Here is a 24,596-nt window from a genome sequence, read left to right on the forward strand (position 1 = left end):
GATGTCCTCAGTCTGTCCCTCAAAATGAGTTGCGTACCTCAGAAAACCTCTGCTAGCCTTCAGGCCATGAAGCAGGACGCGCCCGCTGCGCTGACATTGAGGGACATCGCCCGCCAGGCTGGCGTCAGCCTCGCGACGGTCGACCGCGTGCTGCACAACCGGCCGGGCGTGCGGCCGGACACGGTCCGGCGCGTCAAGGAGGCGATCGAACGCAATTCCTTCCAGCCGCATGTGGCCGCTGCCGAGCTCGCCCGCGGCCGCGCCCGGCGCTTCGCCTTCGTCATGCCGTCGGGGCCGAACCTGTTCATGCAGCAGATCCAGTCCTATCTCGGCGAGATGACGGCCTGGCTTTCGGCGCGCCGCCTCGCGGTCGAGATGGTCGTGACCGACGTGTTCGATGCTTCCGTGCTCGCATCTTCGCTGGAGGCGCTGGTCGGTACCTATGACGGCATCGCGGTGGTGGCGCTCGATCATCCCGGCGTGCGGGCGGCGATCAACGATCTCGTCGACGGCGGCGCCAAGGTGGTGACGCTGGTCTCCGACGTGCCGTCGTCGCGACGCCACCATTATGTCGGCATCGACAACATCGCCGCCGGGCGCACCGCGGGCGCGCTGGTCGGCCGGCTCGTGGGTCCAAGGTCTGATTTAAGCTCCGGCAAGGTCGCGATCGTCGCCGGCTCGCAGGGCCTGCGCGACCACGCCGAGCGCATCTTCGGCTTCAACCAGGTGATGGCCTCGGAGTTCGTAGAGCTAAGCGTGCTGCCGGTGCTGGAGGGGCGCGACGAGGACGAGCGCTCCTGGCAGCTTTTGGCGCGGCTGCTTGCCAAACACCCTGATATCGTCGGCCTCTACAATGTCGGCGCGGGTACGCAGGGCGTTGCCAGGGCGCTGGTGGAATCCGGCCGCGACAGGCAGATCGTGTTCGTCGGACACGACGTCACGGTTTTGACGCGCAAGCTGCTGCTGCAGGGCGTGATGGATGCCGCGATCTCGCAGAACCCCGGGCACGAGGCGCGTGCCGCCGTGCGCGTGTTGCTGGCGCTGGCGCGCGGCGAGCCGATCTTGAGCGAACAGGAGAAGATCCGCATCGACATCGTGATGCGGGACAATCTGCCTTAGCCGGCAGAACGAATGCGTGAGGACGGCCCGTGCGGGACAGGCGACAAAGATCGCCAGCCGGGCCGGAAAGGGAGGACGATACGTGTTTCTCGGAATGGACATCGGCACGTCCGGTGTGAAGGCGGTGCTCATGAGCGAAGCCGGCGCGATCGTCGCGACGGCCTCGCGCGAGCTTGCGCTGTCGCACCCCGCGCCGCTGTGGTCCGAGCAGGATCCGGACGCCTGGGTCGCGGCCGCGATCGGCGCGGTCGACGATCTCGCCGCCAGCCACCAGAGCGAGGTCGCGCAGGTGCGCGGCATCGGTCTCTCCGGCCAGATGCATGGGGCGACGCTGCTCGGCGATGACGGCCGTCCGCTGCGCCCGGCCATTCTCTGGAACGACGGCCGCTCGCATGCCGAATGCGTCAGGCTGGAGCGGCGTTGCCCTTCGCTGCATGCGATCGCAGGCAATCTGGCGATGCCCGGCTTCACCGCGCCAAAGCTCTTGTGGGTCGCAGGACACGAGCCCGAGATCTTCAGGCGCGTCGCAAAAGTGCTGCTGCCGAAAGCCTATGTGCGCTACCGCCTGACCGGCGAGATGGTCGAGGACATGTCGGATGCCGCCGGCACGCTGTGGCTTGACGTCGGTCAGCGCCGTTGGTCCGCACTTCTGTTGCACGCCACGGGCCTCGATCTGCAACACATGCCGCGCCTCGTCGAAGGCAGCGAGGTCAGTGCGGTGCTCGCGCCGGAATATGCGACGCGCTGGGGCATGGCGAAAAATGTCGTCGTGGCCGGTGGCGCGGGCGACAACGCAGCGAGCGCGATCGGGCTCGGTGCGATCGCGCCCGGCGATGCCTTCCTGTCGCTCGGCACCTCCGGCGTCATCTTCCGCGTCACCGACCGGTTTGCGCCGGCTCCGGCCTCCGCCGTGCACGCCTTCTGCCACGCGCTGCCCGGCCTGTGGCACCAGATGGGCGTGATGCTCTCGGCCGCAGCTTCGCTCGCCTGGCTTTCGAGCGTGATGGCAACGCCCGCGGCCGAGCTGCTCGCGCCGCTCGGCGAGAGCGTCGACGGGCCGAGCCCGATCAAGTTCCTGCCCTACCTCGATGGCGAGCGCACGCCGCACAACGACGCTGCGGCGAGCGGTGCTTTCGTGGGCCTGCGCGGCGCCAACGGACGCGAGCAGATCGTGCAGGCCGTGCTCGAAGGCGTCGCCTTCGCCGCGCGCGACAATCTCGCCGCGCTCGGCAGCGCGAGCTCGGCGATTTCGGAGGTCGATCTCGTCGGCGGCGGATCGCGCTCGGCCTTGTGGGCGCAGATCTGCGCCGACGTGCTCGGCATTCCCGTCCACCGCGTTGAGGAAGGCGAGGTCGGGGCTGCGCTGGGCGCGGCGCGGCTCGGCCGCCTTGCCGCCACCGGCGAAGAACCCGCGCAAGTCTGCACACGTCCGCGGCGCCTCGCGAGCTTTGTGCCGCGCACATCCACCGCTGCCGCCTATGACGACGCCTATCATCAGTGGCGAAAACTGTATCCCGCGCTGAAGGAGTTCTCCCTGTGAACGCATCCCCAAATTTCTTCGGTGCGACCGCGCCGGTCGCCTATGGCGACACGAACGCCAAGAGCCCGCTCGCGTTTCGCTGGTACGACAAGGACCGCATCGTCCACGGCCGCAGGCTGGAGGATCATTTGCGCTTTGCCCTCTGCTACTGGCACTCGTTCTGCTGGCCGGGCGGCGATCCCTTCGGCGGCGAGACGTTCTTGCGGCCCTGGCATCACGGCAGCGATGCGATGGCGATGGCGCGCGCCAAGGCCGATGTCGCCTTCGAGCTGTTCCGCCTGTTGGATGTGCCCTTCTTCACCTTCCACGATGTCGATGCGGCGCCGGAGGGAGCTTCGCTTGCCGAGTCCGTCTCCAACCTCAATGCGATCGCGGATCTGTTCGAGCAGAAGATGGCCTCCGCCAAGGTTCGCCTGCTCTGGGGCACGGCCAATCTGTTCACGAACCGCCGCTACATGGCAGGCGCGGCGACCAATCCGGATCCCGAGGTCTTCACCTATGCCGCCGGACAAGTGCGCGCCGCGCTCGAGGTCACGCACCGACTCGGCGGCCAGAACTACGTGCTGTGGGGCGGGCGCGAGGGCTATGAGACGCTGCTCAACACCGATATCGGGCGCGAGCTCGACCAGCTCGGCCGCTTCGTCTCCCTGGTCGTCGAGCACAAGCACAAGATCGGTTTCAAGGGCCCGATCCTGATCGAGCCCAAGCCGAAGGAGCCGACCAAGCACCAATATGATTTCGACGTCGCCACCTGCTACGGCTTCCTCCAGCGCTACGACCTCCTCAAGGACGTCAAGCTCAACATCGAGCAGAACCACGCCATCCTCGCCGGCCACTCGTTCCAGCACGAGGTTGCGCTCGCCGAAGCCCTTGGCGTATTCGGCTCGCTCGACATCAACCGAGGCGATGACCTGCTCGGCTGGGACACTGACCAGTTCGCGATGAACGTGGGCGAGCTCGCGCTGGTGTTCCACGAGATGCTGAACCGCGGCGGCTTCACCACGGGAGGTCTCAATTTCGATGCCAAGATCAGGCGGCAATCCATCGACCCAGACGATCTGATCCACGCCCATGTCGGCTCGATGGATGCCTGCGCGCGTGCCTTCCTTGCGGCGGCCGACATGCTCGACGCGAGCGCACTCACCGCACCGCTCGCCGAGCGCTATCAGGGGTGGGCGGGAGCTGAGGGCAGCGCCATCCTTGCCGGCCAGCGCTCGCTCGCCGATCTCGCCGACCGCGCGCTCGCCCCCGGCTTCGATCCGCAGCCGCGGTCGGGCCGTCAGGAATATCTGGAATCCCTGGTCAACCGGTACGTCTGAGCGAGGCTGTCGATGACGAGCGTTGAAACAACACGGCAGCCGGTCCTCGAACTGACCGGGATCGGCAAGGAGTTCGGCGCCATCCGTGCGCTGCACGACGTCGACATGCAGGTCTATCCGGGCGAGGTGGTCGGCCTCATGGGCGACAACGGCGCCGGCAAGTCGACGCTGGTGAAAATCATTGCCGGCAATTTCCGCCCCAGCCACGGCGAGATCCGCTTCGACGGCAATGCAGTGCATTTTTACCGGCCGATCGACGCCCGCGCCGTCGGCATCGAGGTGGTCTATCAGGACCTCGCGCTCGCCGACAATCTGACCGCGGCGGCGAACGTCTTTCTCGGCCGCGAGCTCAAGCGCAAATTCGGCCCCATCTCCCTGCTCGACCACAAGGCGATGGCGGCGCGCGCGCTGGACTTGTTCGGCGAGCTGCGCTCGGAGACGCGGCCCCACGATCTCGTCAAGCAGATGTCGGGCGGCCAGCGCCAGGCGGTCGCGATCGCCCGGACGCGGCTGTCGAACGCCAAGCTCGTGATGATGGACGAGCCGACCGCCGCGATCTCGGTGCGGCAGGTCGAGCAGGTGCTGGGTCTGATCCACCGCCTGAAAGAGCAGGGCGTCGCCGTGATGCTGATCTCGCACCGCATGCCCGACGTGTTCGCGGTCTGCGATCGCGTCGTTGTCATGCGCCGTGGCGAGAAGCGCGCCGACAAGGCGATCCACGATACCAGTCCCGAGGAAGTTACCGCCCTCATCACCGGCGCGAAGGAGGCGGCGTAATGGCGATCCAGATCGAATCCCCGATCACCTTCACCAATGTCGGCAAGTCCAGATGGTGGCAGCGCGGCCTGTTTGCGACGCAGACCGGCTACGTCCTGCTCGCGCTCCTGGTGCTGCTCGCCATCATGCATTTCGCCAGCCCGTACTTCTTCACCGAAGGCAATATGCAGAATGTGGCGAAGAACTTTTCCTTCATCGCCATCGCAACCCTCGGAATTACCTTCGTCATCATCACCGGCGGCATCGATCTTTCCGTCGGTTCGATGATGTGCTTCTCCGCCATGATCACTTCCATGGTCATGGTCGAGCTGTCGGCACCGGGATCGCTGTTCGTCCATTTGGCGGCTGATGGTAAGACCGTCGTTGCCAATGTGCCTGGGTTGATCCTCGTGATCTCTGTGCTGGCGGGGCTAGCGGTCGCACTGGTCGTCGGGCTCATCAACGGCTTCTGCATCGCGACGCTGGGGCTGTCACCCTTCGTCACGACCCTCGGCATGCTCTCGATCGTGCGTGGGCTCGCTTATGTCGTCTCGAACGGCCGCGGCAGCTTTCCGGGTGGGCCGGACGCTGACTATTTCTACGCGCTCACCTCGGGCGACCTGTTCGGCGTGCCCGCGCCCTTCATTTACCTCGTGATCCTCGCCCTCGTTATGGCGGTGGTGCTGCACCACACCACCTTCGGTCGTCACGTCTTCGCGCTCGGTGGCAACGAGAAGGCGGCGGAATTGACCGGCATCTCGGTCGTACGCGTGAAAATCGAGGTCTACGTGATCTGCGCGCTCGCCGCGGGGCTTCAGGGCATCATCATCTCCGGCTGGCTGGGATCGGCGCCGGCGAACATGGCGACGTCCTACGAGCTCAACGTGATCGCGGCTGCGGTCATCGGCGGCGCCAATCTCGCCGGCGGCATCGGCGGTCCGTTAGGGGCCATCGTCGGCTGCGTGCTGCTCGAGGTGATCCGCAACGGCCTCGTGCTCGCGCAGGTCAACTCCTACTGGCAGCAGACGCTGGTCGGCGTGATCATCATCCTGGCCGTGCTGGTCGACCGCATCCGCTCGCGCATGGCGTGAGGAGAGTTACTCCGGGAGGGCAACTGCATCGTCTATCCGCCTTCCGGAGTTTTCAAAAGGATAGGCATTAAAAGTGTGGAGGGAACGTAATGAGAAAGCTACTGCTTGCCGGCATGGCCATCGCGATGATGGCGACCCCGGCGTTTGCCCAGACCTACAAGTTCGCGGTCGTGCCCAAGGCGATGAACAATCCGTTCTTCGACGTCGCCCGCGACGGCTGCATGAAGCGCGCCAAGGAGCTCGGCAACGTCGAATGCATCTATAAGGGGCCGATCGAGCACGAGCCGGCGACGCAGGCGCAGATCATCCAGGACTTCATCACCCAGAAGGTGGATGGTATGGCGATCTCGGTTGCCGACGTCGCGGCGATGACCAAGTCGATCGAGGCGGCGACCGCGGCCGGTATTCCCGTCATCACGTTTGACGCGGATGCGCCGGGCTCCAAGCGCATCGCCTATATTGGCACCAACAACAAGGACTTCGGCCTCGCGCTCGGCAAGCAATTGCTCCAGCTCCGGCCCGAGGGCGGCAAATATGCCATGGTCTCCGGCGGTCCGGGTGCGAAGAACCTCGCCGAGCGCGTCGATGGCGTCCGCGAGGCGCTCAAGGGCTCGAAATGGGTCGAGGTCGCGGGCTCACCGACGTTCTGCAACGACGACTCCACGCTCGCAGTCCAGCAGATGGCGGACCTGCGCACCGCGACGCCGGACCTCGCCGCGATCGTGCCGGTCGGCGGCTGGCCGATGTTCGCGCCGGAAGGCTTCAAGGCTTTCGTCAACAAGAACAAGAAGGACATCGATTCCGGCAAGCTGACGCTGGTCGTCGCCGATACGCTCAAGATGCAGCTTGAGCTCCTGCGTGACGGCTATTCCAACGCCCTCACCGGCCAGCGTCCGTTCGAGATGGGCGAGAAGTCCATGGACACGCTTCTTGCCATCAAGAAGGGCCAGAAGGTGCCGGAGATCGTCTACACCGGTCTTGATCTGGTGACGAAGGACAACGTCGCGCAGATGTTGAAGTAGGAACGTCCGCCAGCCCCGGCGTTCATGCGCTTCTCTCCCGCCCGCGGCCACGCGGGCGGGAGAGGCTACGACGATGATGGGTGGAGGATGAATGATGGTGATCGACGGGCATCAGCATTTCTGGGACCCCGCGCGCGCCGACTATCCCTGGATGGCGGCGGCCGACCTCGCACCGATCCGCCGCGCCTTCGGCCCCACCGATCTTGCGCCGCTTCTCAAACAAAACGGCATCGACGCGAGCATTTTGGTGCAGTGCCGCTCTTCTGTCGCGGAGACCGAGGAGTTTTTGCGTATCGCCGCCGCGACGCCCTTCGTCGTCGGCGTTGTCGGCTGGGTCGATCTGACCGACGCTGCGGTCGGCGCAACCCTCGACCGGCTGCGTGCCACGCCGGCGGGCGGCAGGCTGGTCGGCATTCGCCACCAGGTCCATGACGAGGCCGATCCCGAATGGCTGCTGCGCGAGGACGTGCAGCGCGGCCTGACCGCCGTGTTCGCACACGATCTCACCTACGATCTCCTGGTCCGCACCCGCGAGCTCCCGGCCGCGATCGCGACAGCGCAGGCCTTTCCGCAAGCACGTTTCGTGCTCGACCATGCCGCCAAGCCGCCGATCGCCGAAGGTTTCAGCCGCGACTGGGCCGACCGCATCGCGGCGCTAGCGGCCTGCGGCAATGTCTGGTGCAAGATCTCTGGCCTTGCGACCGAAGCCAAGTGGAACGATTGGGACGCGAAACGGCTGTTTCCATATGTCGATCATGTCGCCAAATGCTTCGGCGAGGATCACCTGATCTTCGGCTCGGACTGGCCGGTGTGCCTGCTCGCAGGAAGCTACGGTGAGATCAAGAACGCGCTCGATGATTGCCTGACGAAGCTTGGTCCAAAGGTGCGAGAGAAGGCATTCGGGCCGAATGCGCAGCGGGCGTATCGATTGTCGGTTACCTGACGCCTTGCAATTGCAGCATTGGCTGCCTCATGGCGCCACACAACAGCATTGATGGTCTTCGGCGCCAATGCCTCCACATCGACATGGCCGGGCTTGTCCCGGCCATCCACGCGCCGCCGCATAGTCGATGCTGAGGACGTGGATGCCCGGGACGAGCCCGGGCATGACGAACTCGTGGCTGCCGCGCCCGTTTACGCGCCGGCAGGCACCTGATCCAAGAAGCCTGTGATGCTCTTGATGCGGCCGTCTTTCAGCACGGCGAAATCGGTGCCCTTGATCGGGCTGTCGACGCCGTCGGGGCCGAGGCCCCAGGAAAAGCGCAGGTGCTCGCCATAGCCATTGGGCTCGCCGATCAGCCTGAACCTGAATTCGGGAAAGCGCTGCTGCACGCCGGCGATCAGTGCGTCGACGCCGTCATGGCCGTCACCGCGCATCAAGGGATCGACGTAGCTCGCATCCGCCGTCCAGTTCGCGCTGAGCAATTCGCGCCGTTTGCCCGGCGCGCGCTCGTTCCAGAGATCGATATAGCGACGGGCGAGGGTGATGTGGTCGGTCATGGTGTCTCCTTCGAAAAGCGCCGGATGGTTCGGCTGTCGCTGACTATCGAAGGTTTGTGCGCGCCAATCGATTACCTCGGAGGTCATCCGCACGCGAAAGGATCACGCGCCAAAAAAACTGAAGCGCGATGATGTTTTCATCGCACTTCAGACGCACGCCTGGTTCCTGCAGCGAAAATTACTTCGCCGCGGTCACCATGATCTCGACGGTGTATTGCGGGGCAGCGAGCTTGGCTTCCACGGTGGCGCGCGCCGGCGTGTTGCCGGGCGACACCCAGGCGTCCCACACCGCGTTCATTTCCTGGAACGTCTTCATGTCGGTAATGTAGATCGTTGCCGACAGCAGTTTCGATTTGTCGGTGCCGGCCTTGGCGAGATGGCCGTCGATGGTTTTCAGGATGTCCTGGGTCTGCTTGGTCACGCTTTCGCCGGCGGCGTTGCTGGCGACGACACCGGCGAGATAGACGGTGTTGCCGTGCACGACGGCCTGGCTCATGCGCGGGCCAGCTTCAAAACGTTGAATGCTCATCTAAATCTCCTGTTGGAATGGCGGCCCTGTCTAGCGCAGCGTCCTGTGCTCTGCCACCCTAGGCACGCATGCGTTGCCGGCACGCATGCGTTGCCGGTGACGCATGCGTCGGCCGATGCATGCGCGGCTTCAAGGAAAGCGGCTGAAGAACGTCCAGATCGTGTCGGCGCCGTCGATGTCGCCGTTCTGCGGGCCGAGCAGGCCATTCGCCAGCTTTGGGAAATGCGCGTCGGGGAAATGCCCGGGCATGCGGTGACCGCCGCCATTGACGCGATAGAGCACGACGTCACGCCCTTTCGGGCAGCGCGAGGCGATCTGCGTCACGGTGGACTCGTCGTGAGGGTTCCTGTCGGGCAGGTCGGTTGCCGCGGCATCATCAGCTTCGCAGCCATTGATGCTGCGCCAGAATGCCAGCGTCTTCGTGGTCGACCAGAACCCGTCGGCCGCAAAATAGCTCGCGCCGCGGCCGCCGTCATAGGGGATCAGCGGATCGACCGTGCCGTTCATGAGCAGCATCGGCAGTGGACGTGATGGATGGCAGGCGGCTGCCGATTCGTCGGTGAGGTTCATGATCACGCTGGCGGCGGCTGCGAACAGATCGGCGCGGTTGCAGGCCAGCGTCATGGTCATCGCGCCGCCATTGGAGACGCCGGTGATGTAGACGCGGCGCGCGTCTGCCGTGCCGTCTTTCACGAGCTTGTCGACCAGGGCTGAGATGAAAGCGATGTCGTCGGTGCCTTCGGGCGGTCCGCGGCCGGCGCGTCGTGCGTCGGGTCGCGCATCGGCCCAGGCGTTGTTGAGTCCATCGGGAAACACCACTGCAAAGGAGTCGCGCCTGGCGATCAGCGGCCAGGATGTCCGCGTTACCATGTCGGCGCCGCGCTGAGTCTTGCCGTGCAACACGATGACGAGCGGCGCCGGCTTGGTCGGCGCCGGCATCATGATGAACGTGCGCGTCACGCCATTGACGTCGATCGTGTCGGCCCCAGCGGGTGCGGCGAACAGCAGCATTGCAGCCACAACTCCAATGCCCCACCGCCACAGCACGATGTCACCCCACGGCCTTCGCCGCCGCGCGCCCGGCGTTGCGGCCGGAGAACAGGCAGCCGCCGAGGAACGTGCCTTCGAGCGAGCGGTAGCCGTGCACGCCGCCGCCACCGAAACCGGCGGCCTCGCCCACGGCGTAGAGGCCCGGAATGACCTGGCCCTCTTGTCCGAACACGCGCGAGTCCAGATCGGTCTCGAAGCCGCCGAGCGTCTTGCGCGTCAGGATGTTGAGCTTGACCGCGATCAGCGGCCCGTGCTCGGCATCGAGGATGCGATGGGGGGCGGCGCTGCGGATCAGCTTGTCGCCGATATACCGACGCGCATTGTGGATGTTCATCACCTGAGCGTCCTTGACGAAGGGATTGGCGATCTCACGGTCGCGCGCCTCGATCTGCATCCTGACGTGGTCGAGCCTGAGGAGATCGTTGCCGGCGAGCTTGTTCATGGCAGGTACGAGCTCCTCGAGCTTGTCGCGCACAATGAAGTCGACACCATGGCTCTTGAAGGCTTCCACCGGTGCCGGCGCGCCCTTGTTGGTGGCGCGGCGCAAGGTCATGCGCCAGCTTTTTCCCGTGAGATCCGGATTCTGCTCGGAGCCCGAGAGCGCAAATTCCTTCTTGATGATGCTCTGCGTCAGCACGAACCAGGAATAATCATGGCCGGTCGACATGATGTATTTGAGCTGGCCGAGCGTGTCCGAGCCTGGAAAGAGCGGCGCCGGCAGCCGCGTGCCCGTGGCGTCGAACCACATCGAGGAGGGGCCGGGCAGGATACGGATGCCATGGCGCGGCCAGATCGGTGACCAGTTCTGGATGCCCTCGACATAATGCCACATGCGGTCGCGGTTGATCAGCCGCGCGCCGATGCCTTCCGTGATGCCGATCATGCGGCCGTCGACGTGTTCGGGCACGCCTGAGATCATGAATCTCGGCGGCTCGCCGAGCCGTTTCGGCCAGTTCTGCCGCACCAGATCGTGATTGCCGCCGATGCCGCCGGAGGCGACGATCACCGCCTGTGCCTTCAGCGCGAAGTCGCCGACCACGTTGCGCGAGGAGCTCTTGCCGCGCTCGACCTGGTCAGGCTCGAGGATTTTGCCGCTCACGCCGTCGACCGTGCCGTTCGTGACATTCAATGCATCGACGCGATGGCGGAACTTGAAGGTCAGTCGCCCGCCCTTCATGGCCTCGCGCGCGCGGCGCTCGAACGGCTCGACGATGCCGGGCCCCGTGCCCCAGGTGACGTGAAACCGCGGCACCGAGTTGCCGTGCCCCATCGCGTCATAGCCGCCGCGCTCGGCCCAGCCGACCACCGGGAAGATGCGATGGCCCATCGCACGCAGCCACGAGCGCTTCTCGCCGGCCGCGAATGCCACATAGGCTTCCGCCCATTTCCGTGGCCAATGATCCTCGTCGCGGTCGAAGCCCGCCGTGCCGAGCCAGTCCTGCAATGCAAGCTCGAACGAATCCCTGATGCCGAGCCGGCGCTGTTCCGGCGAATCGACCAGAAACAAACCGCCGAACGACCAGAACGCCTGACCGCCGATCGATTGCTTGCCCTCCTGGTCGACGACGATCACACGCTTGCCGGCATCGGCAATCTCGGTTGCAGCAACCAGCCCCGACAACCCCGCGCCGACGATGATGACGTCCGCCTGCTCAGCCATTGAGTTCCCCTGTAATCATCCGGATTGAAGTCAGCCGCCGTCGCTGAGATCAAGGGGAGGACCACAAGAATCCGTTAACTTGTTCCACTTTGGGATTGGGACGGCCAAGGGACCGGCAAGTGCAGCGCGGGCGCAACACCGGATTTGAATTTGTTTTGAGCCAGCCCCCGCGCCTAGACAAAACCACGGTTACGACGGACGCTAGCCGCGCATCACGACCTGACACACAGATTCGAATGGGACTGGGGCGGGGGACATGAAGTTTCTGACGGGGTTGCTCGCAGCGGTTCTCCTGTTCGCGGGCATGGGGGCCTCTCACGCGGTCGTTCGTATCGCCGACGACCGTGGCGGCCGCATCGGAACCTATGTCGACAGATACCAGGACCTGCGCCAGTCCGGCGAGACCGTCATCATCGACGGGCTCTGCGCCTCGGCCTGCACCATCGTCCTCGGTGCCATTCCGCGTGACCGCATCTGCGTGACCTCGCATGCGACGCTCGGCTTCCATGCTGCCTGGGATTTCGGCGTCAACGGCCGCGCCGTCACCAATCCCGAAGCGACCCAGATGCTGTATGCGATGTATCCCTCGCAGGTGCGGCGCTGGATTTCGCAGCGCGGCGGCCTTACCCCGCACATGATCTTCCTCAGGGGCAAGCAGCTCCAGTCGATGTACAAGCCCTGCTACATGGATGCGCAGGCTGCCACCAGCCGCCCGTCGCGCCGGGCTCTTCCGCAAGCGGAAGAGCTGGAGTCCGCCCGGGGTCAGCTGCTTCACTGATATCCATCCGAACGAGCTGAACCGGGGGGAGCTATTCTGGCGCGCCGGTGGCGCTTGCCCAGGCGCGGGCCAGTGCCTATTTGAGGGCAGGGAACCGGTGCGTCTCGCCCCGGTCATTGTTATGGCTCAACCACTGCAATCAGCGCATCGGGTATCGGACAATTCGCCCACTGCCGGCAGGACGGCGTCTGTGCTGCTGTTCGCGGGCGCGGGGCTCGGCGGGCTTGCGGTACTGGCCTCGCTGGCGCTGTGGTTCCACTACGGCACCCAGGTGTTTTTTGAGATGATCAGGGCCGGCCTGTCCGCCTGCTTCTGATCCGTAAAACGGGATTTCCTCCACGATGAGCCGGACTGCCCGCCCGTTGGTGATCGCGACCGCCTTCGCCGCAAGCCTCGTCGTCGGGCTGCTCGTGATGTTCTGGGCCATGGGCGGCGTCAGCAAGGTGGCGCAGCCGGCCGCGATCGGCGGACCGTTCGCGCTGACCGACCAGAACGGCAAGACCGTCACCGACAAGAATCTGAAGGGCAAGCCGACCCTGATCTTCTTCGGCTATACTCATTGCCCGGACGTCTGCCCGACCTCGCTGTTCGAGATCTCGGAAGTGCTGCGCGCGATGGGCAAGGACGCCGACAAGGTGAACGCCTATTTCATCTCGGTCGATCCCGAGCGCGACACGCCCTCGACGATGAAGGACTACCTGTCGAGCTTCGATCCGCATCTGGAAGGCCTCAGCGGCGATCCGGCCGAGACCGCCAAGGTGCTGACGTCCTACCGCGTCTACGCCAAGAAGGTCCCGACCAAGGACGGCGACTACACCATGGATCACACCGCGCTGATCTACCTGATGGACCGCGACGGCAGGTTCGTCGCGCCGTTCAACATGAAACGCCCGCCCGAAGAGGCCGCCACAGAGCTGAAGCGGTATCTCTAGGGACACCTCTCCCGCTTGCGGGAGAGGTCGGCGCGTAGCGCCGGGTGAGGGCTCTCTCCAAATTGGGATTCTCGCCCGCGGCGACACCCTCTCCCCAACCCTCTCCCGCAAGCGGGAGAGGGAGCGCACCTGCACCCTGCCGCAATCGGCGCTCGCGTTCCCCGCGGGATGGTCTATAAGGCCCTCCGATCCAAAAATCCCGCTGATCTCAAGCCGATGGCCCCATCGCAACAGGCGAAATCCCTCAAAACTGTCCGCCGCCTCCTGATCGGGCTGGCGGCGGTCGGTGTCTGCCTGCTATCGGCGGCGCCCGGCGCGCTTGCGCAGGCCCCGGCCAAGCCGGCGCCAGCAGGGCCCCAAGCGGCCCCCCAGGCCGTGCCCGGTTTCTGGGACCCCCGGCGCCGGCCCGAGCGGCCGGACCTGTCGCGCCTGACCGTGATCCGCTTCCTGACCGAGACCGACTATCCGCCGTTCAACTACACCGGCGCCGACGGCAATCCCGCCGGCTTCAACGTCGATCTTGCCCGCGCGCTGTGCGAGGAGATCAAGGTCACCTGCACCGTGCAGATGCGCCGCTTCGAGACGCTGATCGATGCGCTCTCCTCGAACCGGGGCGACGCCATCATCGCGTCCATGGCGGTGAGCCCGCAGCTCCGCGCGCGTGTCGATTTCACCGATCCCTACTATCGCGTGCCGGCGCGCTTCGCCTCGCGCAAGGACGCGGTGATGCCGGAGATCCGTCCCGAGTCTCTCGAGGGCAAGAAGGTCGGCGTCATCGCGGGCTCCGCGCATGAAGCGTATCTCAAGGCGATGTTCACCGACGCCGAGCTGCACGGCTATCCCAATGACGAAGCCTTGCGCAGCGCGCTTCGCCGCGGCGAGGTCGACTTCATCTTCGGCGACGCCATCTCGCTGGCGTTCTGGATCAACGGTACGGATTCCGGTGATTGCTGCGCCTTCTCCGGCGGCCCCTTCATCGAGAGCCGCTTCTTCGGCGAAGGCGTCGGCATCGCCGTGCGCAAGGGCAACGACCTGTTGCGCCAGGCGCTGAACTGGGCGCTGTTCCGCGTCTGGGAAAAAGGCCGCTACACCGACCTATGGCTGCGGTACTTCTCGGTGAGCCCTTTCTAATAGACCGAGCTGCCGTAGGGTGGGCAAAGGCGCAAAGCGCCGTGCCCACCGTTTCTAGAAGTGGTGGGCACGCTTCGCTTTGCCCACCCTACAATTCCGCGATAAAGGCGCTGCAACTTTTGCATTCTGCCGGGAAATCGCTATTTTCCGCGGCCCGGAGGCCCCTTGAATGTCCGTTATTGATCCTGCCGCAAGCCCGAGCGATCTGCGTGCGCTCGCCGAACAATCCAACGCCTGGCCGTTCGAGCAGGCGAAGGCGCTTGTCGCGCGGCTGAAGAAGAGCTCCAAGGACGAGGTGCTGTTCGAGACCGGCTACGGCCCGTCCGGCCTGCCGCATATCGGCACCTTCGGCGAGGTTGCGCGCACAAGCATGGTGCGTCATGCCTTCCGCGTGCTCACCGAGGACAAGATCAAGACGCGGCTGATCGCCTTCTCCGACGACATGGACGGCTTTCGCAAGGTCCCCGACAACGTGCCCAACAAGGAGATGCTGGCCGCGCATCTCGGCAAGCCGCTGACGCGCGTGCCGGACCCGTTCTCCAACGATTATCCGTCGTTCGGGCACCACAACAACGCGCGGCTGCGCGCCTTCCTCGACAGCTTTGGCTTCGACTACGAATTCGCCAGCGCGACCGACTACTACAATTCGGGCCGTTTCGACGCCACGCTGCTGAAGATGCTCGCGGCCTACGACAAGGTGATGGCGATCATTTTGCCGACGCTCGGGCCGGACCGCCGCGCGACCTATTCGCCATTCCTGCCGATCAGCAAGACCACCGGCGTGGTCTTGCAGGTGCCGATGATCCGCCGGGACGTCGCCGCCGGCACCGTCACTTACGTCGATCCTGATACCGGCGAGGAGGTCGAGACAACAGTCACCGGCGGCCATGTGAAGTGTCAGTGGAAGGCCGACTGGGCGATGCGCTGGGTCGCGCTCGGCGTCGACTACGAGATGGCCGGCAAGGACCTGATCGATTCGGTGAAGCTCTCGGGCGCCATTGCGAGGACGCTCGGCGGCACGCCGCCGGAGGGCTTCAATTTCGAGCTGTTCCTCGACGAGAAGGGCCAGAAGATATCGAAGTCGAAGGGCAACGGCCTGACCATCGACGAATGGCTGCGCTACGCGCCGCCGGAATCGCTGTCGCTGTTCATGTATCGCGAGCCGAAGGCGGCGAAGCGGCTCTATTTCGATGTCATCCCGCGCAATGTCGACGATTACCAGCAGTTCCTCGACGGCTTTCCCCGGCAGGATGCCAAGCAGCAGCTCGGCAATCCCGTCTGGCACCTCCATAACGGCCATCCGCCGAAGGCGGACATGCCCGTCACGTTCCAGCTTCTCCTCACGCTGGTGTCCTCGTCGAACGCGGAGAACGCCGAGACGTTGTGGGGCTTCATCGGCCGCTACCGCCCCGGTGTGAGCCCGCAGACGCATCCGAAGCTGGACGCGATGGTCGGCTACGCCATCAACTACTATCGCGATTTCGTCGCGCCGACGAAGCAGTTCCGCGAGCCCACGGACTCGGAGCGCGCGGCGTTGCAGGATCTGCGCGATGCGCTCTCGCAATTGCCGCAGGATGCCTCGGCCGAGGACATCCAGAACGTCGTCTACGAGATCGGCCGCCGCGAGCCGTTCCTCGATCAGGTCAAGAAGGGCAAGGACGGCCGTCCCGGCGTCACGCTGGACTGGTTCAACATGCTCTACCAGGTCCTGCTCGGCCAGGAGAAAGGCCCGCGCTTCGGCTCCTTCGTCGCAGTCTACGGCCTCCAGAACGCCGTCAACATGATCGACGGCGCGCTGGCGAGGAGTGCGTAGCGCATACTCAACTGTCGTCCCGGACAAGCGTAGCGAAGCGGAGCGCAGATCCGGGACCCATAACCACAGGGAGCGGTTTGGCGCGAAGCTGATAACTCCGAGTCTTCGCCAAACTACTCCCTGTGGTTATGGGTCCCGGCCTTCGCCGGGACGACAATCGAGGTTGTGGTGGCCCCGACTACCGCGCTACGCGTCGCCACGAGTCTCTCACTGGCTCGCCCATACGATCCTTGCGATCCACGCGACATCGGCAACTGCGAGCGTGCGCTCGTCCTGCGCGCCATCGAGTGACTGCAATTCCAGCAACTTCGCCGTGCGGCGCTTCAGCGCCTTCACCAGCATCTCGCCGGCCCGGGTCTTCACCACCACGCGGTCGCCCTTGCGGATCGGTGTGCCCGGCGAGACCAGGATGACATCGCCGTCGCGATAGGGTGCGAGCGCATCGCCTGCAATCTCCAGCGCAAAGCTGTGATCGTCCTCGGCCAAGGGCAGCGCGACTTCGCTCCAGCCCTTGCCGGCGGGAAGGCCTTGCTCGTCGAAATGGCCGCTTGTCCCAGCCTGCGCGAAACCGAGCAGCGGAACCGAGCGGCCGTCGCGCGCGCCATCGCCGATCAGCTGCACGAAGGTCTCGATCGAGGAGCCGGCGGCCGCGAGCGCTTTTGCGATCGATTCAGTCGAGGGCCAGCGTTCCCGGCCGTCGGAAGTCACGCGCTTGGACTTGTTGAAGGTTGTGGGATCGAGCCCCGCACGCTTGGCCAGCCCCGACGGCGACAGCCCGGCACGCACCGCGAGCCGATCCAGGGCGCCCCAGATCTGCTCGTGAGTCAGCATCCTCTGCGCTTTGGCCTGTCTGATCATCCGCGATCCGGCCCGCCTAGGAAAACTAGCCTTAAATCAACCGGTTTTCCGTTTTCGGTGCAAGAGGCGGCAGGCAAGTCTTGAGTTCGAAAGTTGTGGCCTTTACGGTCGCGCCCGGGTTTGGGACCCTTGGGAGCGAAAACCCCAAGAGACTCAACGAGCAAGCGCAAGCAGGACACCGCGACTGGTGGTCAAGATCTATAAAATTTGTGCCGCTTCGGCCTGGCGTGAGGCCGAGCGGGAGGGTGTGTACCGGGGCAGCACGGATGATGCGCGCGACGGCTTCATCCATTTCTCGACCGCCGCCCAGGTTCCCGAGACCGCGCGGAAGCATTTTTTCGGTCAGCGTGCGCTGTTCCTGGTCGAGATCGACGGCGATGCGCTCGGCGATGCTCTGCGCTGGGAGCGCTCGCGCAACGACGAGCTGTTTCCGCATCTCTATGGCGAGCTCGATCTCGGTGCGGTGATCTCGATCATCAATCTCGCCTTGCGCTCCGACGGCAATCACGACATTCCGGAGCTTGCCCCGTGATCCGCGCGTTCGACGCCCTCTCGCTGCCGGTCCTGCGCTGGCTCGATCCGGAGGATGCGCATCGCCTGGCGATCCAGGGCCTGCGCTTCCTGCCGCCGACCAAGCCGCGCACTGATGATCCGAAACTGGCGGTGCGGGCCTTCGGCCTGAATTTTCCCAATCCGATCGGCATGGCTGCGGGCTTCGACAAGAGCGCGGAAGTGCCGGATGCGCTGCTGCGGCTCGGCTTCGGCTTCGTCGAGATCGGCTCGGTGACGCCGCGCCCGCAGAGCGGCAATCCGCGGCCGCGGCTGTTTCGCCTGGAGCGCGATGAAGCCGTCATCAACCGCATGGGCTTCAACAATGACGGCGCGGCTATTGCGCTGCGGCGCCTTGCGGCGCGCGCAGGGAACGGCGGCATCGTCGGCGTCAATGTCGGAGCCAACAAGGACTCGCCCGATCGCGTCGCCGATTACGTCAAGCTGATCGAGACCTTCGCCCCGGTCGCGAGCTATTTCACCGTCAACGTCTCCTCGCCGAATACGCCGGGCCTGCGCAACTTGCAGGAGGGCGCGCTGCTCGACGATCTCCTCGCGCACGTGATCGACGCGCGCGAGCGGGTGCGCGAAAAGGCCGGTGACACCCCGGTGTTGCTCAAGATCGCGCCGGATTTGAGCCTCGCCCAACTCGACGACGTCGTGCAGGTCGCGCGCGCGCGCAAGGTCGACGGCATGATCGTGTCGAACACGACGATCGCGCGGCCAAGCACGCTGCGCGAGCGGATGCGCGCGAAGGAGCAGGGCGGTCTGTCCGGCCGGCCGCTGTTCCGCCTGTCGACGCGCATGGTCGCGGAGACCTATGTGCGCGTCGAAGGCGCGTTCCCGCTGATCGGCGTCGGGGGCGTGGATTCCGGCGGCGCGGCGCTGACAAAAATCCGCGCCGGAGCGAGCCTGATCCAGCTCTATTCGTCGCTGGTCTACAAGGGCCTCGGCCTCGTCGATGAGATCAAGCGCGATCTGACCTCCACGCTGCTGCGCACCGGACGCGACTCGCTGTCCGAGATCGTCGGCGCCGACGCCGCGACGCTCACCGCCGAGGATTGGCCCGGGATGTGAGCCGTAGCCGCGAAGCCCGGATGGAGCGAAGCGTAATCCGGGGTGTGTCCGCGCGCTTTGGAGACCCGGATTTCGCTTCGCTCCATCGGGGCTACGACGTCTTAAACGTCGCCCTGAACAGCGCCGGATAACGCAACCCCTGCAAGCCGCCGCGCGCGACGTAGAAGCCGAGCAGCGCGGTCCACAGTCCGGCGTTGCCGAACGCTTGCAGCGCCCACCATGTGCCCAGAAAAATCCCGAGCGAGGCCAGCATCAGATTGCGCATCTCGCGTGCCCAGGTCGCGCCGACATAGATGCCGTCGAAGCCGAACGCGAACACGCCCGGCAGCGGCGCGAGAATGATGAAGACGAGGAAATCCCGCGCGCTGCGGCGGACCTCTTCGCTGGCGGTCATCAGGTTGATCAGCGCCGGACCGAACAGGGCGAACAGCACCGCGACGACGACGGAGAAACCGACGCCCCAGAGCAGCACCAGCCGCGTCGAATCGGCAAAGCCGCGTGCGTCGCGCGCGCCAAAGGTGCGGCCGCAGAGCTGCTGCGCGGCGTTGGCAAGGCCGTCGAGGAAGAAGGCACTGACCAACAGGAAATTGTTGAGCACCGCATTGGCTGCCAGCGTGACGTCGCCGGCCCGCGCGCCCTTGGCGGTGAAGAACAGGAACACGGTGATCAGCGCCGCAGTGCGCACCATGATGTCGGAGTTGACCGACAGCATCCGGATCAGCTTGGCGCGTTCGAACAACCGCGCGCGGGGAATGGCGAGGTCGCCTTTGGCGAGACGCCGTGCCACCACCACGCTGAGCAGGAAACCCGCGGCCTCCGCGATGACGGCGGCGATCGCGGCACCGGCAATCCCGGTGTCATAGACCAGCACCAGCAGTATGGTGGCCGCCATGTTGATGAGGTTAATCACGATCTGCTGGAGCAGCGCAAGATTGGCGCGGGCGAGCCCCACCAGCCAGCCGAGCACGACATAATTCGCGAACGCCAGCGGCGAGGACCAGATGCGGATCGCGAAATAGGCCTTTGCGGCCCGCGTGACGCCCTCGCTGCCGCCCATCAGGCTGAACAGCACGGCGCCGAGCGGCACCTGGAGCGCGATCAGCGCGACGCCGATCAGGCCGGCCACGATAAAGCCGCGCACGAGGATTGCGCTCGTCTCCGCCGTCTCACCGGCGCCGAGCGACTGCGCGGTGAAGGCGAGCGTGCTCATGCGCAGGAAGGCGAACAGCCAGAACAGGCAGTCGAAGATCACCGAGGCCATCGCGACGCCACCGAGCAGCGCGGCATCGTTCAGTCGCCCGATGGCCGTGGTCGAGACCACGCCGATCAGCGGCGTGGTCAGGTTCGCGACCATCGCGGGGCCCGCGATGGCAAACACCTGCCTGGTGGTGACCCTGGGATGGACGGGTGCGTGCATGTCAGAACACGAGCACCATGCCGTCCTCCGCCGCCAGATGCGGCACGTCATCAAGGCGCGACAGCACGTCGTCGCTCATATGGGTGAGGACGAGCCGCTTGGCACCGATCTCGGGTAGATGCTGTTCCAAAGTCTTCAGGCTGAGATGGTTCTTGACCACCTTCTCGTACATGTAGGCCTCGGCGATGAAAAGGTCCGCGCCATGCGCCAGCGGAATGAGCGTCTCCGTCCATTCGGTATCGGCGCTATAGGCGAGCACACGGCCTTCGGCCGCGATGCGATAGCCGAGGAACGGCCCACCGGACTCGCCATGCACGACGGGATAGGGCGTCACCGTCACGCCACCGAAGCTGCGGCTTTCCTCCGGGGAAAGCGCAACGATGGAAAGATCGAAGCGCTGCTTGGTTTTCGATGAATGCTCGAACAGCGCTTCCATCACCTGCGCGAGCCGCATCTCGATCCCTTGCGGGCCGGCGATCACCAGCGGCCGCGTTCTCTTGGAAAACTGTGCGTCGACCAGGAAGAACGGCAGGCCGGCAAAATGATCGCCGTGGAAATGCGTGATCAGGATCAGGTCGATCGCATCACGATCGATCTCGAGCCGCTTCAAGGCCGACACGGAGGAGGCACCGCAATCGATCAGGAAATTGGCTTCGCGTCCGGTGACGTGGAAGCAGGTGTTCAACCTGCCGCCCGAGCCGAACGCGTCACCGCAGCCGACGAAGCGCAATTGCATCGGCTGCGCGCTCCCTAAAGCATGCTTCGGACCCGAAGGGCCGCGTCAGCGCAAAGTGTGAAGCGGTTTTCCGACAAGATCATGCTCAAAACATGCCTACCGGCCGCGCGGCGCGCCGAACAGGCGCGACAGGAACCACACGGGGATCACGATGACTGCGCCAAGCAGGAAGTAGCGCCACAGCCAGTTGACCGCGTCGAAGCCGAGGTCCCACAGCCGCTGGAACAAGAGGCGAATGCTATGGATGATATTCCAGGGATCGAAGCCGATCGCGGCCAGCACGACGCCGACCAGGATCGAGAGCAGGACGAGGCGGAATGCGACCGCCAGCGGCGAGCCACCGAGAAAGCGGTACAGGCCGTCATGGCTTGCCGGCAAATCTCTGACGTCGTTGGCCATCTCAAAAAAACTCCTCAGCGGATTCGATCCCCATTATAGGGCACGGCGAGGCAGATGGGGAACCCGCGTTCCCCCGTCAATCGGCTTACCGCATTTTAATATCAGGCAAAAACGGGCGCGGCGATCTCCGACGCCACGGCGCGTCGCGGGAAAGCAACAACGGTAAGGTAAATGTGCATGTTCATGGGGGTGTGAACGCCCATCAATTCTCATCCCGTTGCGTCCGCCCCATAAGGGCGCGGCGCGATGTCGATGCCGGCATCGTGCAAGTTCTGGGACCGCCGCCGGGGCCAATTATGGGTTCTGTGCATATATGCTCGCCGGCTTTGCGCTGGCCGGCGGCGGGACCATTTTTTCGCGCAAAGGCGCGGACGGGTTTAGTTGGAGCGATGGGGCCGCGGGCGCACTCCACCTCTCCCGCTTGCGGGAGAGGTCGCGCCGAAGGCGCGGGTGAGGGCTGTGTCCTCTCGGGGGTTCTCGATTGCGGAGACACCCTCTCCCCAACCCTCTCCCGCAAGCGGGAGAGGGGGCGCATTTCCCTCCTGGCCGCGATCGAACGCTTTCAGGCCTCCACTTCTGCCGCTTCGCTCTTCAGCATCCTTTCCAGCGTCTCCAGCCGGTCGGCCTCGCGTGGCGGCTTGTCCCAGCGCAGGCGGCTGATGCGGGGAAAGCGCATGGCGACGCCGGACTTGTGCCGCGGCGAGCGCTGCAATCCTTCGAAGGCGACCTCCAGCACCAGCCCCTTGTCGGGCTCGTGCACGACATGGCGCACGGGGCCGAACTTTTCCGTGGTGTTGCGGCGGACGAAGCGGTCGATCTCGAGCAGTTCCTCGTCGGTGAAGCCGAAATAGGCCTTGCCGACCGGCACCAGCTCGTCGCCGGCTTCGCCTTCGGTCCAGACACCAAAAGTATAGTCGGAATAATACGACGAGCGCTTGCCGTGGCCGCGCTGCGCATACATCAGCACGGCATCGATGATGTGCGGATCGCGTTTCCACTTCCACCATTGTCCCTTCGGCCGCCCCGGCAGATAAGGCGCATCGCGCCGCTTCAGCATCAGGCCTTCGACGGCTTCGGCGTCCTCACCGGCGCCGGCAGGATCGGCGCGTGCGGCGGTGAGCGCGTCCCAGCTATCGAAAGGCACTGTCGGTGACAAATCGATGCGGGAATCGCCGAGCTTCTTGATGAAGGTTTCGAGATGCCTGCGCCGCTCGGCAAAGGGCAGCTCGCGCAAATCGTTCTCGTCATCGCCGAGCAGATCGTAGGCGCGCAGGTGAATCGGAAACTCCTTGATCAGCTTTGGCGAGACGACCTTGCGGTTGAGCCGCTGCTGGAGGACGTTGAAGCTCTGCACGCGGCCGTCGCGTACGACCAGCAGTTCGCCGTCGATAGCGCCGGGCAGGTGCAGCGACGGCACGAGGTCCGGAAAGCTTCCCGTGATGTCCTCGCCGGTGCGCGAATAAAGCCGCACGGTGATATGTCCGCGATCGTCGCGGCCCGCGACCGCCTGCACGCGGATGCCGTCCCATTTCCACTCGGCGATGTAATCGGCGGGATCGAGGTTTTGGAAATCTGAGTCCTCGATCGCATGCGCCAGCATTACCGGGCGGAACGGCGCCGGATCGCGATTGACGGGCTTTTCCGCGCGGCCCTCGAGCCAGGCGAACAGGTCGAGATAGGGCGGGGCGAGGCCGGGCCAGATCAGCTCGATCTCATGCGGATCCTTGTCGCCGAGCGCGGCGGCCGCGGTTTTTGCCAGACGCGCGGAGACGCCGATGCGCAAGGCACCGGTGACGAGCTTCAGCAGCGCCCAGCGGCCGGTCTCGTCGAGCTCGTCGAGCCACCGCGCAAGCTGGCCCGGCAGCTCGGTCTTGCCGAGCGTGCGCAGCGTGGTGACGACGTCGGTGAGGGTTGGAGGCGGCGGATTGTTGTGGGCGGCAAGTTCGGACTTCGGCCACATCAGTGCCACCGTCTCCGAGAGATCGCCGACATAATCATACGACAGCCCGAACAGCACCTCATCGGTGCGCGCCGCGATGAGATCGCGGATCAACCCCGGCTTAGCATGCTTGAAGCTCAACGCGCCCGTGAGCGCGGCCAAGGCATAGCCGCGGTCGGGATCGCCGACCTCGCGAAAATAGCTCGTGATCAGCCGCAGCTTGTTGTTGCGGCCGGGCTCGTAGGCGAGGCGATCGAGCAGCTCGGCGAACCGGTTCATGCCTCGGTCTCGCTCGCAAGCGGCGTCTCGTTCTCCTCTTCGTCGCCATAGCCGACGAGATCGAGCGGCTGGGCCCGCAGACCTTTGCTCTTGCACCAATGCACCAGCGCGTCTTCCTGGCCGTGCGTGACCCAGATTTCCCCTGCGCCAGTTGCAGCAATTGTCGCGGTGAGGCCGTCCCAATCGGCATGATCGGAAATCACCAGCGGCAATTCGACGCCACGTTGCCGCGCCCGCGCGCGCACCCGCATCCAGCCCGAGGCGAATGCGGTGACGGGATCGGGAAAGCGGCGCGTCCAGAGATCGGATGTGGCCGACGGCGGCGCCAGCGTGATGGTGCCGGCGAGAGCCGCCTTCTTCACGCCCTTCGCCGGCCGCAGCTCGCCAAGCTCGATGCCGCGGCTCTGATAATATTGCGTGATCGTCTCCATTGCGCCATGCAGATAGATCGGCGCGTCGTATCCGGCCGCGCGCAACAGCGCGATCACGCGCTGCGCCTTGCCGAGCGAATAGGCGCCGACGAGATGCGCGCGCTCGGGAAATAGAGCGACGGAGGCGAGCAGCTTTTTCACCTCGTCTGCCGCATCGCCATGGCGAAACACCGGCAGGCCGAACGTCGCCTCGGTGATGAAGACATCGCAGGGCACGAGCTCGAATGGCGCGCAGGTCGGATCCGGCGCATCCTTGTAGTCGCCGGAGGCGACGATGCAGGTGTCCTGACAGGTCACCGCGATCTGGGCCGAGCCCAGCACGTGGCCTGCGGGGTGAAACTTCACCTTGACGTCGCCGAGCCGGATCTCCTCGCCATAGCGGATCGCCTGCGTCGTGCCGGCAAAGTTCTCGCCATAGCGCAGGCGCATCATGTCCAGTGTCTCCTGCGTCGCCAGCACGGCGCCGTGCCCGGCACGCGCATGGTCGGAATGGCCGTGGGTGATCACGGCGCGCTCGACCGGGCGGACAGGATCGATATGGAAGCCGCCCGGCTTGCAGCACAGGCCGGCAGCAGTTGGCAACAGGATGTCTTGCGGGCGCATTTCTGTCATATAGGCTGCGCCACCGCGTCCTTCGAGTCATCGGCTCGTATCGTCTTTCTGGTTCCAAA

The 24,596-nt window shown here is 65.1% G+C and carries 24 protein-coding genes; 14 read left to right on the forward strand and 10 right to left on the reverse strand.

From position 1 onward, the window contains the following. The first annotated feature begins 66 nt into the window (after nt 1-66). The 7 genes from SO156_RS09215 (at nt 67) to SO156_RS09245 (ending at nt 7,790) form a co-directional block, all read left to right on the forward strand. Nucleotides 67-1,119: a LacI family DNA-binding transcriptional regulator gene (locus SO156_RS09215; protein ID WP_458151216.1), complete on the forward strand. Its 1,053-nt coding sequence runs from the start codon at nt 67-69 to the stop codon at nt 1,117-1,119. Nucleotides 1,120-1,201: 82 nt separating this feature from the next. Next, nucleotides 1,202-2,659: a xylulokinase gene (gene xylB / locus SO156_RS09220; RefSeq protein ID WP_498534555.1), complete on the forward strand. Its 1,458-nt coding sequence runs from the start codon at nt 1,202-1,204 to the stop codon at nt 2,657-2,659. Continuing rightward, a complete protein-coding gene (xylA, locus tag SO156_RS09225) occupies nt 2,656-3,978 on the forward strand; it encodes a xylose isomerase (protein ID WP_498534556.1) in 1,323 nt (440 codons plus the stop codon). Before xylB ends, xylA begins: the two co-directional genes overlap by 4 nt. Nucleotides 3,979-3,990: 12 nt before the next feature. After that, nucleotides 3,991-4,755 carry an ATP-binding cassette domain-containing protein gene (locus SO156_RS09230; RefSeq protein ID WP_498534557.1) on the forward strand — a complete coding sequence of 255 codons (765 nt, stop codon included), beginning with the start codon at nt 3,991-3,993 and terminating at the stop codon, nt 4,753-4,755. Next, nucleotides 4,755-5,825, forward strand: a complete 1,071-nt coding sequence (locus SO156_RS09235; protein ID WP_458151212.1) for an ABC transporter permease — start codon at nt 4,755-4,757, stop codon at nt 5,823-5,825. Before SO156_RS09230 ends, SO156_RS09235 begins: the two co-directional genes overlap by 1 nt. Before the next feature lie 89 nt (nt 5,826-5,914). Continuing rightward, entirely contained in the window at nt 5,915-6,847 is a 933-nt protein-coding gene (locus SO156_RS09240; protein ID WP_458151211.1) for a sugar-binding protein, read from the forward strand. A 94-nt stretch (nt 6,848-6,941) separates the two neighbouring features. Next, nucleotides 6,942-7,790, forward strand: a complete 849-nt coding sequence (locus SO156_RS09245; RefSeq protein ID WP_498534622.1) for an amidohydrolase family protein — start codon at nt 6,942-6,944, stop codon at nt 7,788-7,790. A 191-nt stretch (nt 7,791-7,981) separates the two neighbouring features. On the opposite strand, the gene SO156_RS09250 is transcribed toward SO156_RS09245, so the two are convergent. The 4 genes from SO156_RS09250 to SO156_RS09265 form a co-directional block, all read right to left on the reverse strand. After that, nucleotides 7,982-8,347: a nuclear transport factor 2 family protein gene (locus SO156_RS09250; protein WP_458151210.1), complete on the reverse strand. Its 366-nt coding sequence runs from the start codon at nt 8,345-8,347 to the stop codon at nt 7,982-7,984. A gap of 178 nt (nt 8,348-8,525) precedes the next feature. Next, the gene (locus SO156_RS09255) at nt 8,526-8,876 is read right to left on the reverse strand and encodes a RidA family protein (protein WP_254102615.1); all 351 of its coding nucleotides are present in this window, start codon (nt 8,874-8,876) and stop codon (nt 8,526-8,528) included. Between the two features lie 129 nt (nt 8,877-9,005). Continuing rightward, entirely contained in the window at nt 9,006-9,887 is an 882-nt protein-coding gene (locus SO156_RS09260; protein ID WP_498534558.1) for a CE1 family esterase, read from the reverse strand. A gap of 40 nt (nt 9,888-9,927) precedes the next feature. After that, a complete protein-coding gene (locus SO156_RS09265) occupies nt 9,928-11,586 on the reverse strand; it encodes an FAD-binding dehydrogenase (RefSeq protein ID WP_498534559.1) in 1,659 nt (552 codons plus the stop codon). 256 nt (nt 11,587-11,842) lie between these two features. Between SO156_RS09265 and SO156_RS09270 the strand changes: the two genes are divergently transcribed. The 5 genes from SO156_RS09270 (at nt 11,843) to SO156_RS09290 (ending at nt 16,240) form a co-directional block, all read left to right on the forward strand. Then, the gene (locus SO156_RS09270) at nt 11,843-12,364 is read left to right on the forward strand and encodes a Clp protease/crotonase-like domain-containing protein (RefSeq protein ID WP_458151207.1); all 522 of its coding nucleotides are present in this window, start codon (nt 11,843-11,845) and stop codon (nt 12,362-12,364) included. A 190-nt stretch (nt 12,365-12,554) separates the two neighbouring features. Then, the gene (locus tag SO156_RS09275) at nt 12,555-12,680 is read left to right on the forward strand and encodes a hypothetical protein (RefSeq protein WP_498534560.1); all 126 of its coding nucleotides are present in this window, start codon (nt 12,555-12,557) and stop codon (nt 12,678-12,680) included. Nucleotides 12,681-12,705: 25 nt separating this feature from the next. Continuing rightward, complete coding sequence (locus SO156_RS09280; RefSeq protein WP_498534561.1) at nt 12,706-13,296, forward strand: SCO family protein; 591 nt, start codon at nt 12,706-12,708, stop codon at nt 13,294-13,296. A 216-nt stretch (nt 13,297-13,512) separates the two neighbouring features. Next, nucleotides 13,513-14,427, forward strand: a complete 915-nt coding sequence (locus tag SO156_RS09285; protein ID WP_498534562.1) for an ABC transporter substrate-binding protein — start codon at nt 13,513-13,515, stop codon at nt 14,425-14,427. 169 nt (nt 14,428-14,596) lie between these two features. Continuing rightward, on the forward strand, nt 14,597-16,240 hold the full coding sequence (locus SO156_RS09290; protein ID WP_498534563.1) for a lysine--tRNA ligase: 1,644 nt from the start codon (nt 14,597-14,599) through the stop codon (nt 16,238-16,240). 207 nt (nt 16,241-16,447) lie between these two features. Here the strand turns inward: SO156_RS09290 and SO156_RS09295 are convergent, their stop codons facing one another. Beyond that, the gene (locus SO156_RS09295) at nt 16,448-17,098 is read right to left on the reverse strand and encodes a S24 family peptidase (protein ID WP_458146814.1); all 651 of its coding nucleotides are present in this window, start codon (nt 17,096-17,098) and stop codon (nt 16,448-16,450) included. Nucleotides 17,099-17,285: 187 nt separating this feature from the next. Between SO156_RS09295 and SO156_RS09300 the strand changes: the two genes are divergently transcribed. Continuing rightward, the gene (locus SO156_RS09300; RefSeq protein WP_458146815.1) at nt 17,286-17,630 is read left to right on the forward strand and encodes a DUF952 domain-containing protein; all 345 of its coding nucleotides are present in this window, start codon (nt 17,286-17,288) and stop codon (nt 17,628-17,630) included. Further along, entirely contained in the window at nt 17,627-18,724 is a 1,098-nt protein-coding gene (locus SO156_RS09305) for a quinone-dependent dihydroorotate dehydrogenase (RefSeq protein WP_498534564.1), read from the forward strand. The genes SO156_RS09300 and SO156_RS09305 overlap by 4 nt, the downstream gene beginning before the upstream one ends. 91 nt (nt 18,725-18,815) lie before the next feature. On the opposite strand, the gene SO156_RS09310 is transcribed toward SO156_RS09305, so the two are convergent. The 5 genes from SO156_RS09310 to SO156_RS09330 all read right to left on the reverse strand — a co-directional run bounded on the left by SO156_RS09310 (nt 18,816) and on the right by SO156_RS09330 (nt 24,528). Further along, nucleotides 18,816-20,141 carry an MATE family efflux transporter gene (locus SO156_RS09310; protein WP_498534565.1) on the reverse strand — a complete coding sequence of 442 codons (1,326 nt, stop codon included), beginning with the start codon at nt 20,139-20,141 and terminating at the stop codon, nt 18,816-18,818. 1 nt (nt 20,142) lies between these two features. Beyond that, entirely contained in the window at nt 20,143-20,877 is a 735-nt protein-coding gene (locus SO156_RS09315; protein ID WP_498534566.1) for an MBL fold metallo-hydrolase, read from the reverse strand. Nucleotides 20,878-20,973: 96 nt separating this feature from the next. Then, nucleotides 20,974-21,276 carry a DUF6460 domain-containing protein gene (locus SO156_RS09320; protein ID WP_283038374.1) on the reverse strand — a complete coding sequence of 101 codons (303 nt, stop codon included), beginning with the start codon at nt 21,274-21,276 and terminating at the stop codon, nt 20,974-20,976. Between the two features lie 562 nt (nt 21,277-21,838). Continuing rightward, nucleotides 21,839-23,494, reverse strand: coding sequence for an ATP-dependent DNA ligase (locus tag SO156_RS09325; RefSeq protein ID WP_498534567.1), 1,656 nt, complete (start codon nt 23,492-23,494; stop codon nt 21,839-21,841). Beyond that, complete coding sequence (locus SO156_RS09330; protein WP_498534623.1) at nt 23,491-24,528, reverse strand: ligase-associated DNA damage response exonuclease; 1,038 nt, start codon at nt 24,526-24,528, stop codon at nt 23,491-23,493. The genes SO156_RS09325 and SO156_RS09330 overlap by 4 nt, the downstream gene beginning before the upstream one ends. Nucleotides 24,529-24,596 lie beyond the last annotated feature (68 nt).

This window comes from Bradyrhizobium sp. UFLA05-125, from assembly GCF_059803515.1.

Bases quoted from the DNA above. Each gene is read 5' to 3' on its own strand.
- SO156_RS09215 (WP_458151216.1), top strand. From the start codon at position 67: ATGAAGCAGGACGCGCCCGCTGCGCTGACATTGAGGGACATCGCCCGC.
- SO156_RS09230 (WP_498534557.1), top strand. From the start codon at position 3,991: ATGACGAGCGTTGAAACAACACGGCAGCCGGTCCTCGAACTGACCGGG.
- SO156_RS09235 (WP_458151212.1), top strand. From the start codon at position 4,755: ATGGCGATCCAGATCGAATCCCCGATCACCTTCACCAATGTCGGCAAG.
- SO156_RS09240 (WP_458151211.1), top strand. From the start codon at position 5,915: ATGAGAAAGCTACTGCTTGCCGGCATGGCCATCGCGATGATGGCGACC.
- SO156_RS09245 (WP_498534622.1), top strand. From the start codon at position 6,942: ATGGTGATCGACGGGCATCAGCATTTCTGGGACCCCGCGCGCGCCGAC.
- SO156_RS09250 (WP_458151210.1), bottom strand. From the start codon at position 8,347: ATGACCGACCACATCACCCTCGCCCGTCGCTATATCGATCTCTGGAAC.
- SO156_RS09255 (WP_254102615.1), bottom strand. From the start codon at position 8,876: ATGAGCATTCAACGTTTTGAAGCTGGCCCGCGCATGAGCCAGGCCGTC.
- SO156_RS09260 (WP_498534558.1), bottom strand. From the start codon at position 9,887: ATGCTGCTGTTCGCCGCACCCGCTGGGGCCGACACGATCGACGTCAAT.
- SO156_RS09265 (WP_498534559.1), bottom strand. From the start codon at position 11,586: ATGGCTGAGCAGGCGGACGTCATCATCGTCGGCGCGGGGTTGTCGGGG.
- SO156_RS09270 (WP_458151207.1), top strand. From the start codon at position 11,843: ATGAAGTTTCTGACGGGGTTGCTCGCAGCGGTTCTCCTGTTCGCGGGC.
- SO156_RS09280 (WP_498534561.1), top strand. From the start codon at position 12,706: ATGAGCCGGACTGCCCGCCCGTTGGTGATCGCGACCGCCTTCGCCGCA.
- SO156_RS09285 (WP_498534562.1), top strand. From the start codon at position 13,513: ATGGCCCCATCGCAACAGGCGAAATCCCTCAAAACTGTCCGCCGCCTC.
- SO156_RS09290 (WP_498534563.1), top strand. From the start codon at position 14,597: ATGTCCGTTATTGATCCTGCCGCAAGCCCGAGCGATCTGCGTGCGCTC.
- SO156_RS09295 (WP_458146814.1), bottom strand. From the start codon at position 17,098: ATGATCAGACAGGCCAAAGCGCAGAGGATGCTGACTCACGAGCAGATC.
- SO156_RS09310 (WP_498534565.1), bottom strand. From the start codon at position 20,141: ATGCACGCACCCGTCCATCCCAGGGTCACCACCAGGCAGGTGTTTGCC.
- SO156_RS09315 (WP_498534566.1), bottom strand. From the start codon at position 20,877: ATGCAATTGCGCTTCGTCGGCTGCGGTGACGCGTTCGGCTCGGGCGGC.
- SO156_RS09320 (WP_283038374.1), bottom strand. From the start codon at position 21,276: ATGGCCAACGACGTCAGAGATTTGCCGGCAAGCCATGACGGCCTGTAC.
- SO156_RS09325 (WP_498534567.1), bottom strand. From the start codon at position 23,494: ATGAACCGGTTCGCCGAGCTGCTCGATCGCCTCGCCTACGAGCCCGGC.
- SO156_RS09330 (WP_498534623.1), bottom strand. From the start codon at position 24,528: ATGCGCCCGCAAGACATCCTGTTGCCAACTGCTGCCGGCCTGTGCTGC.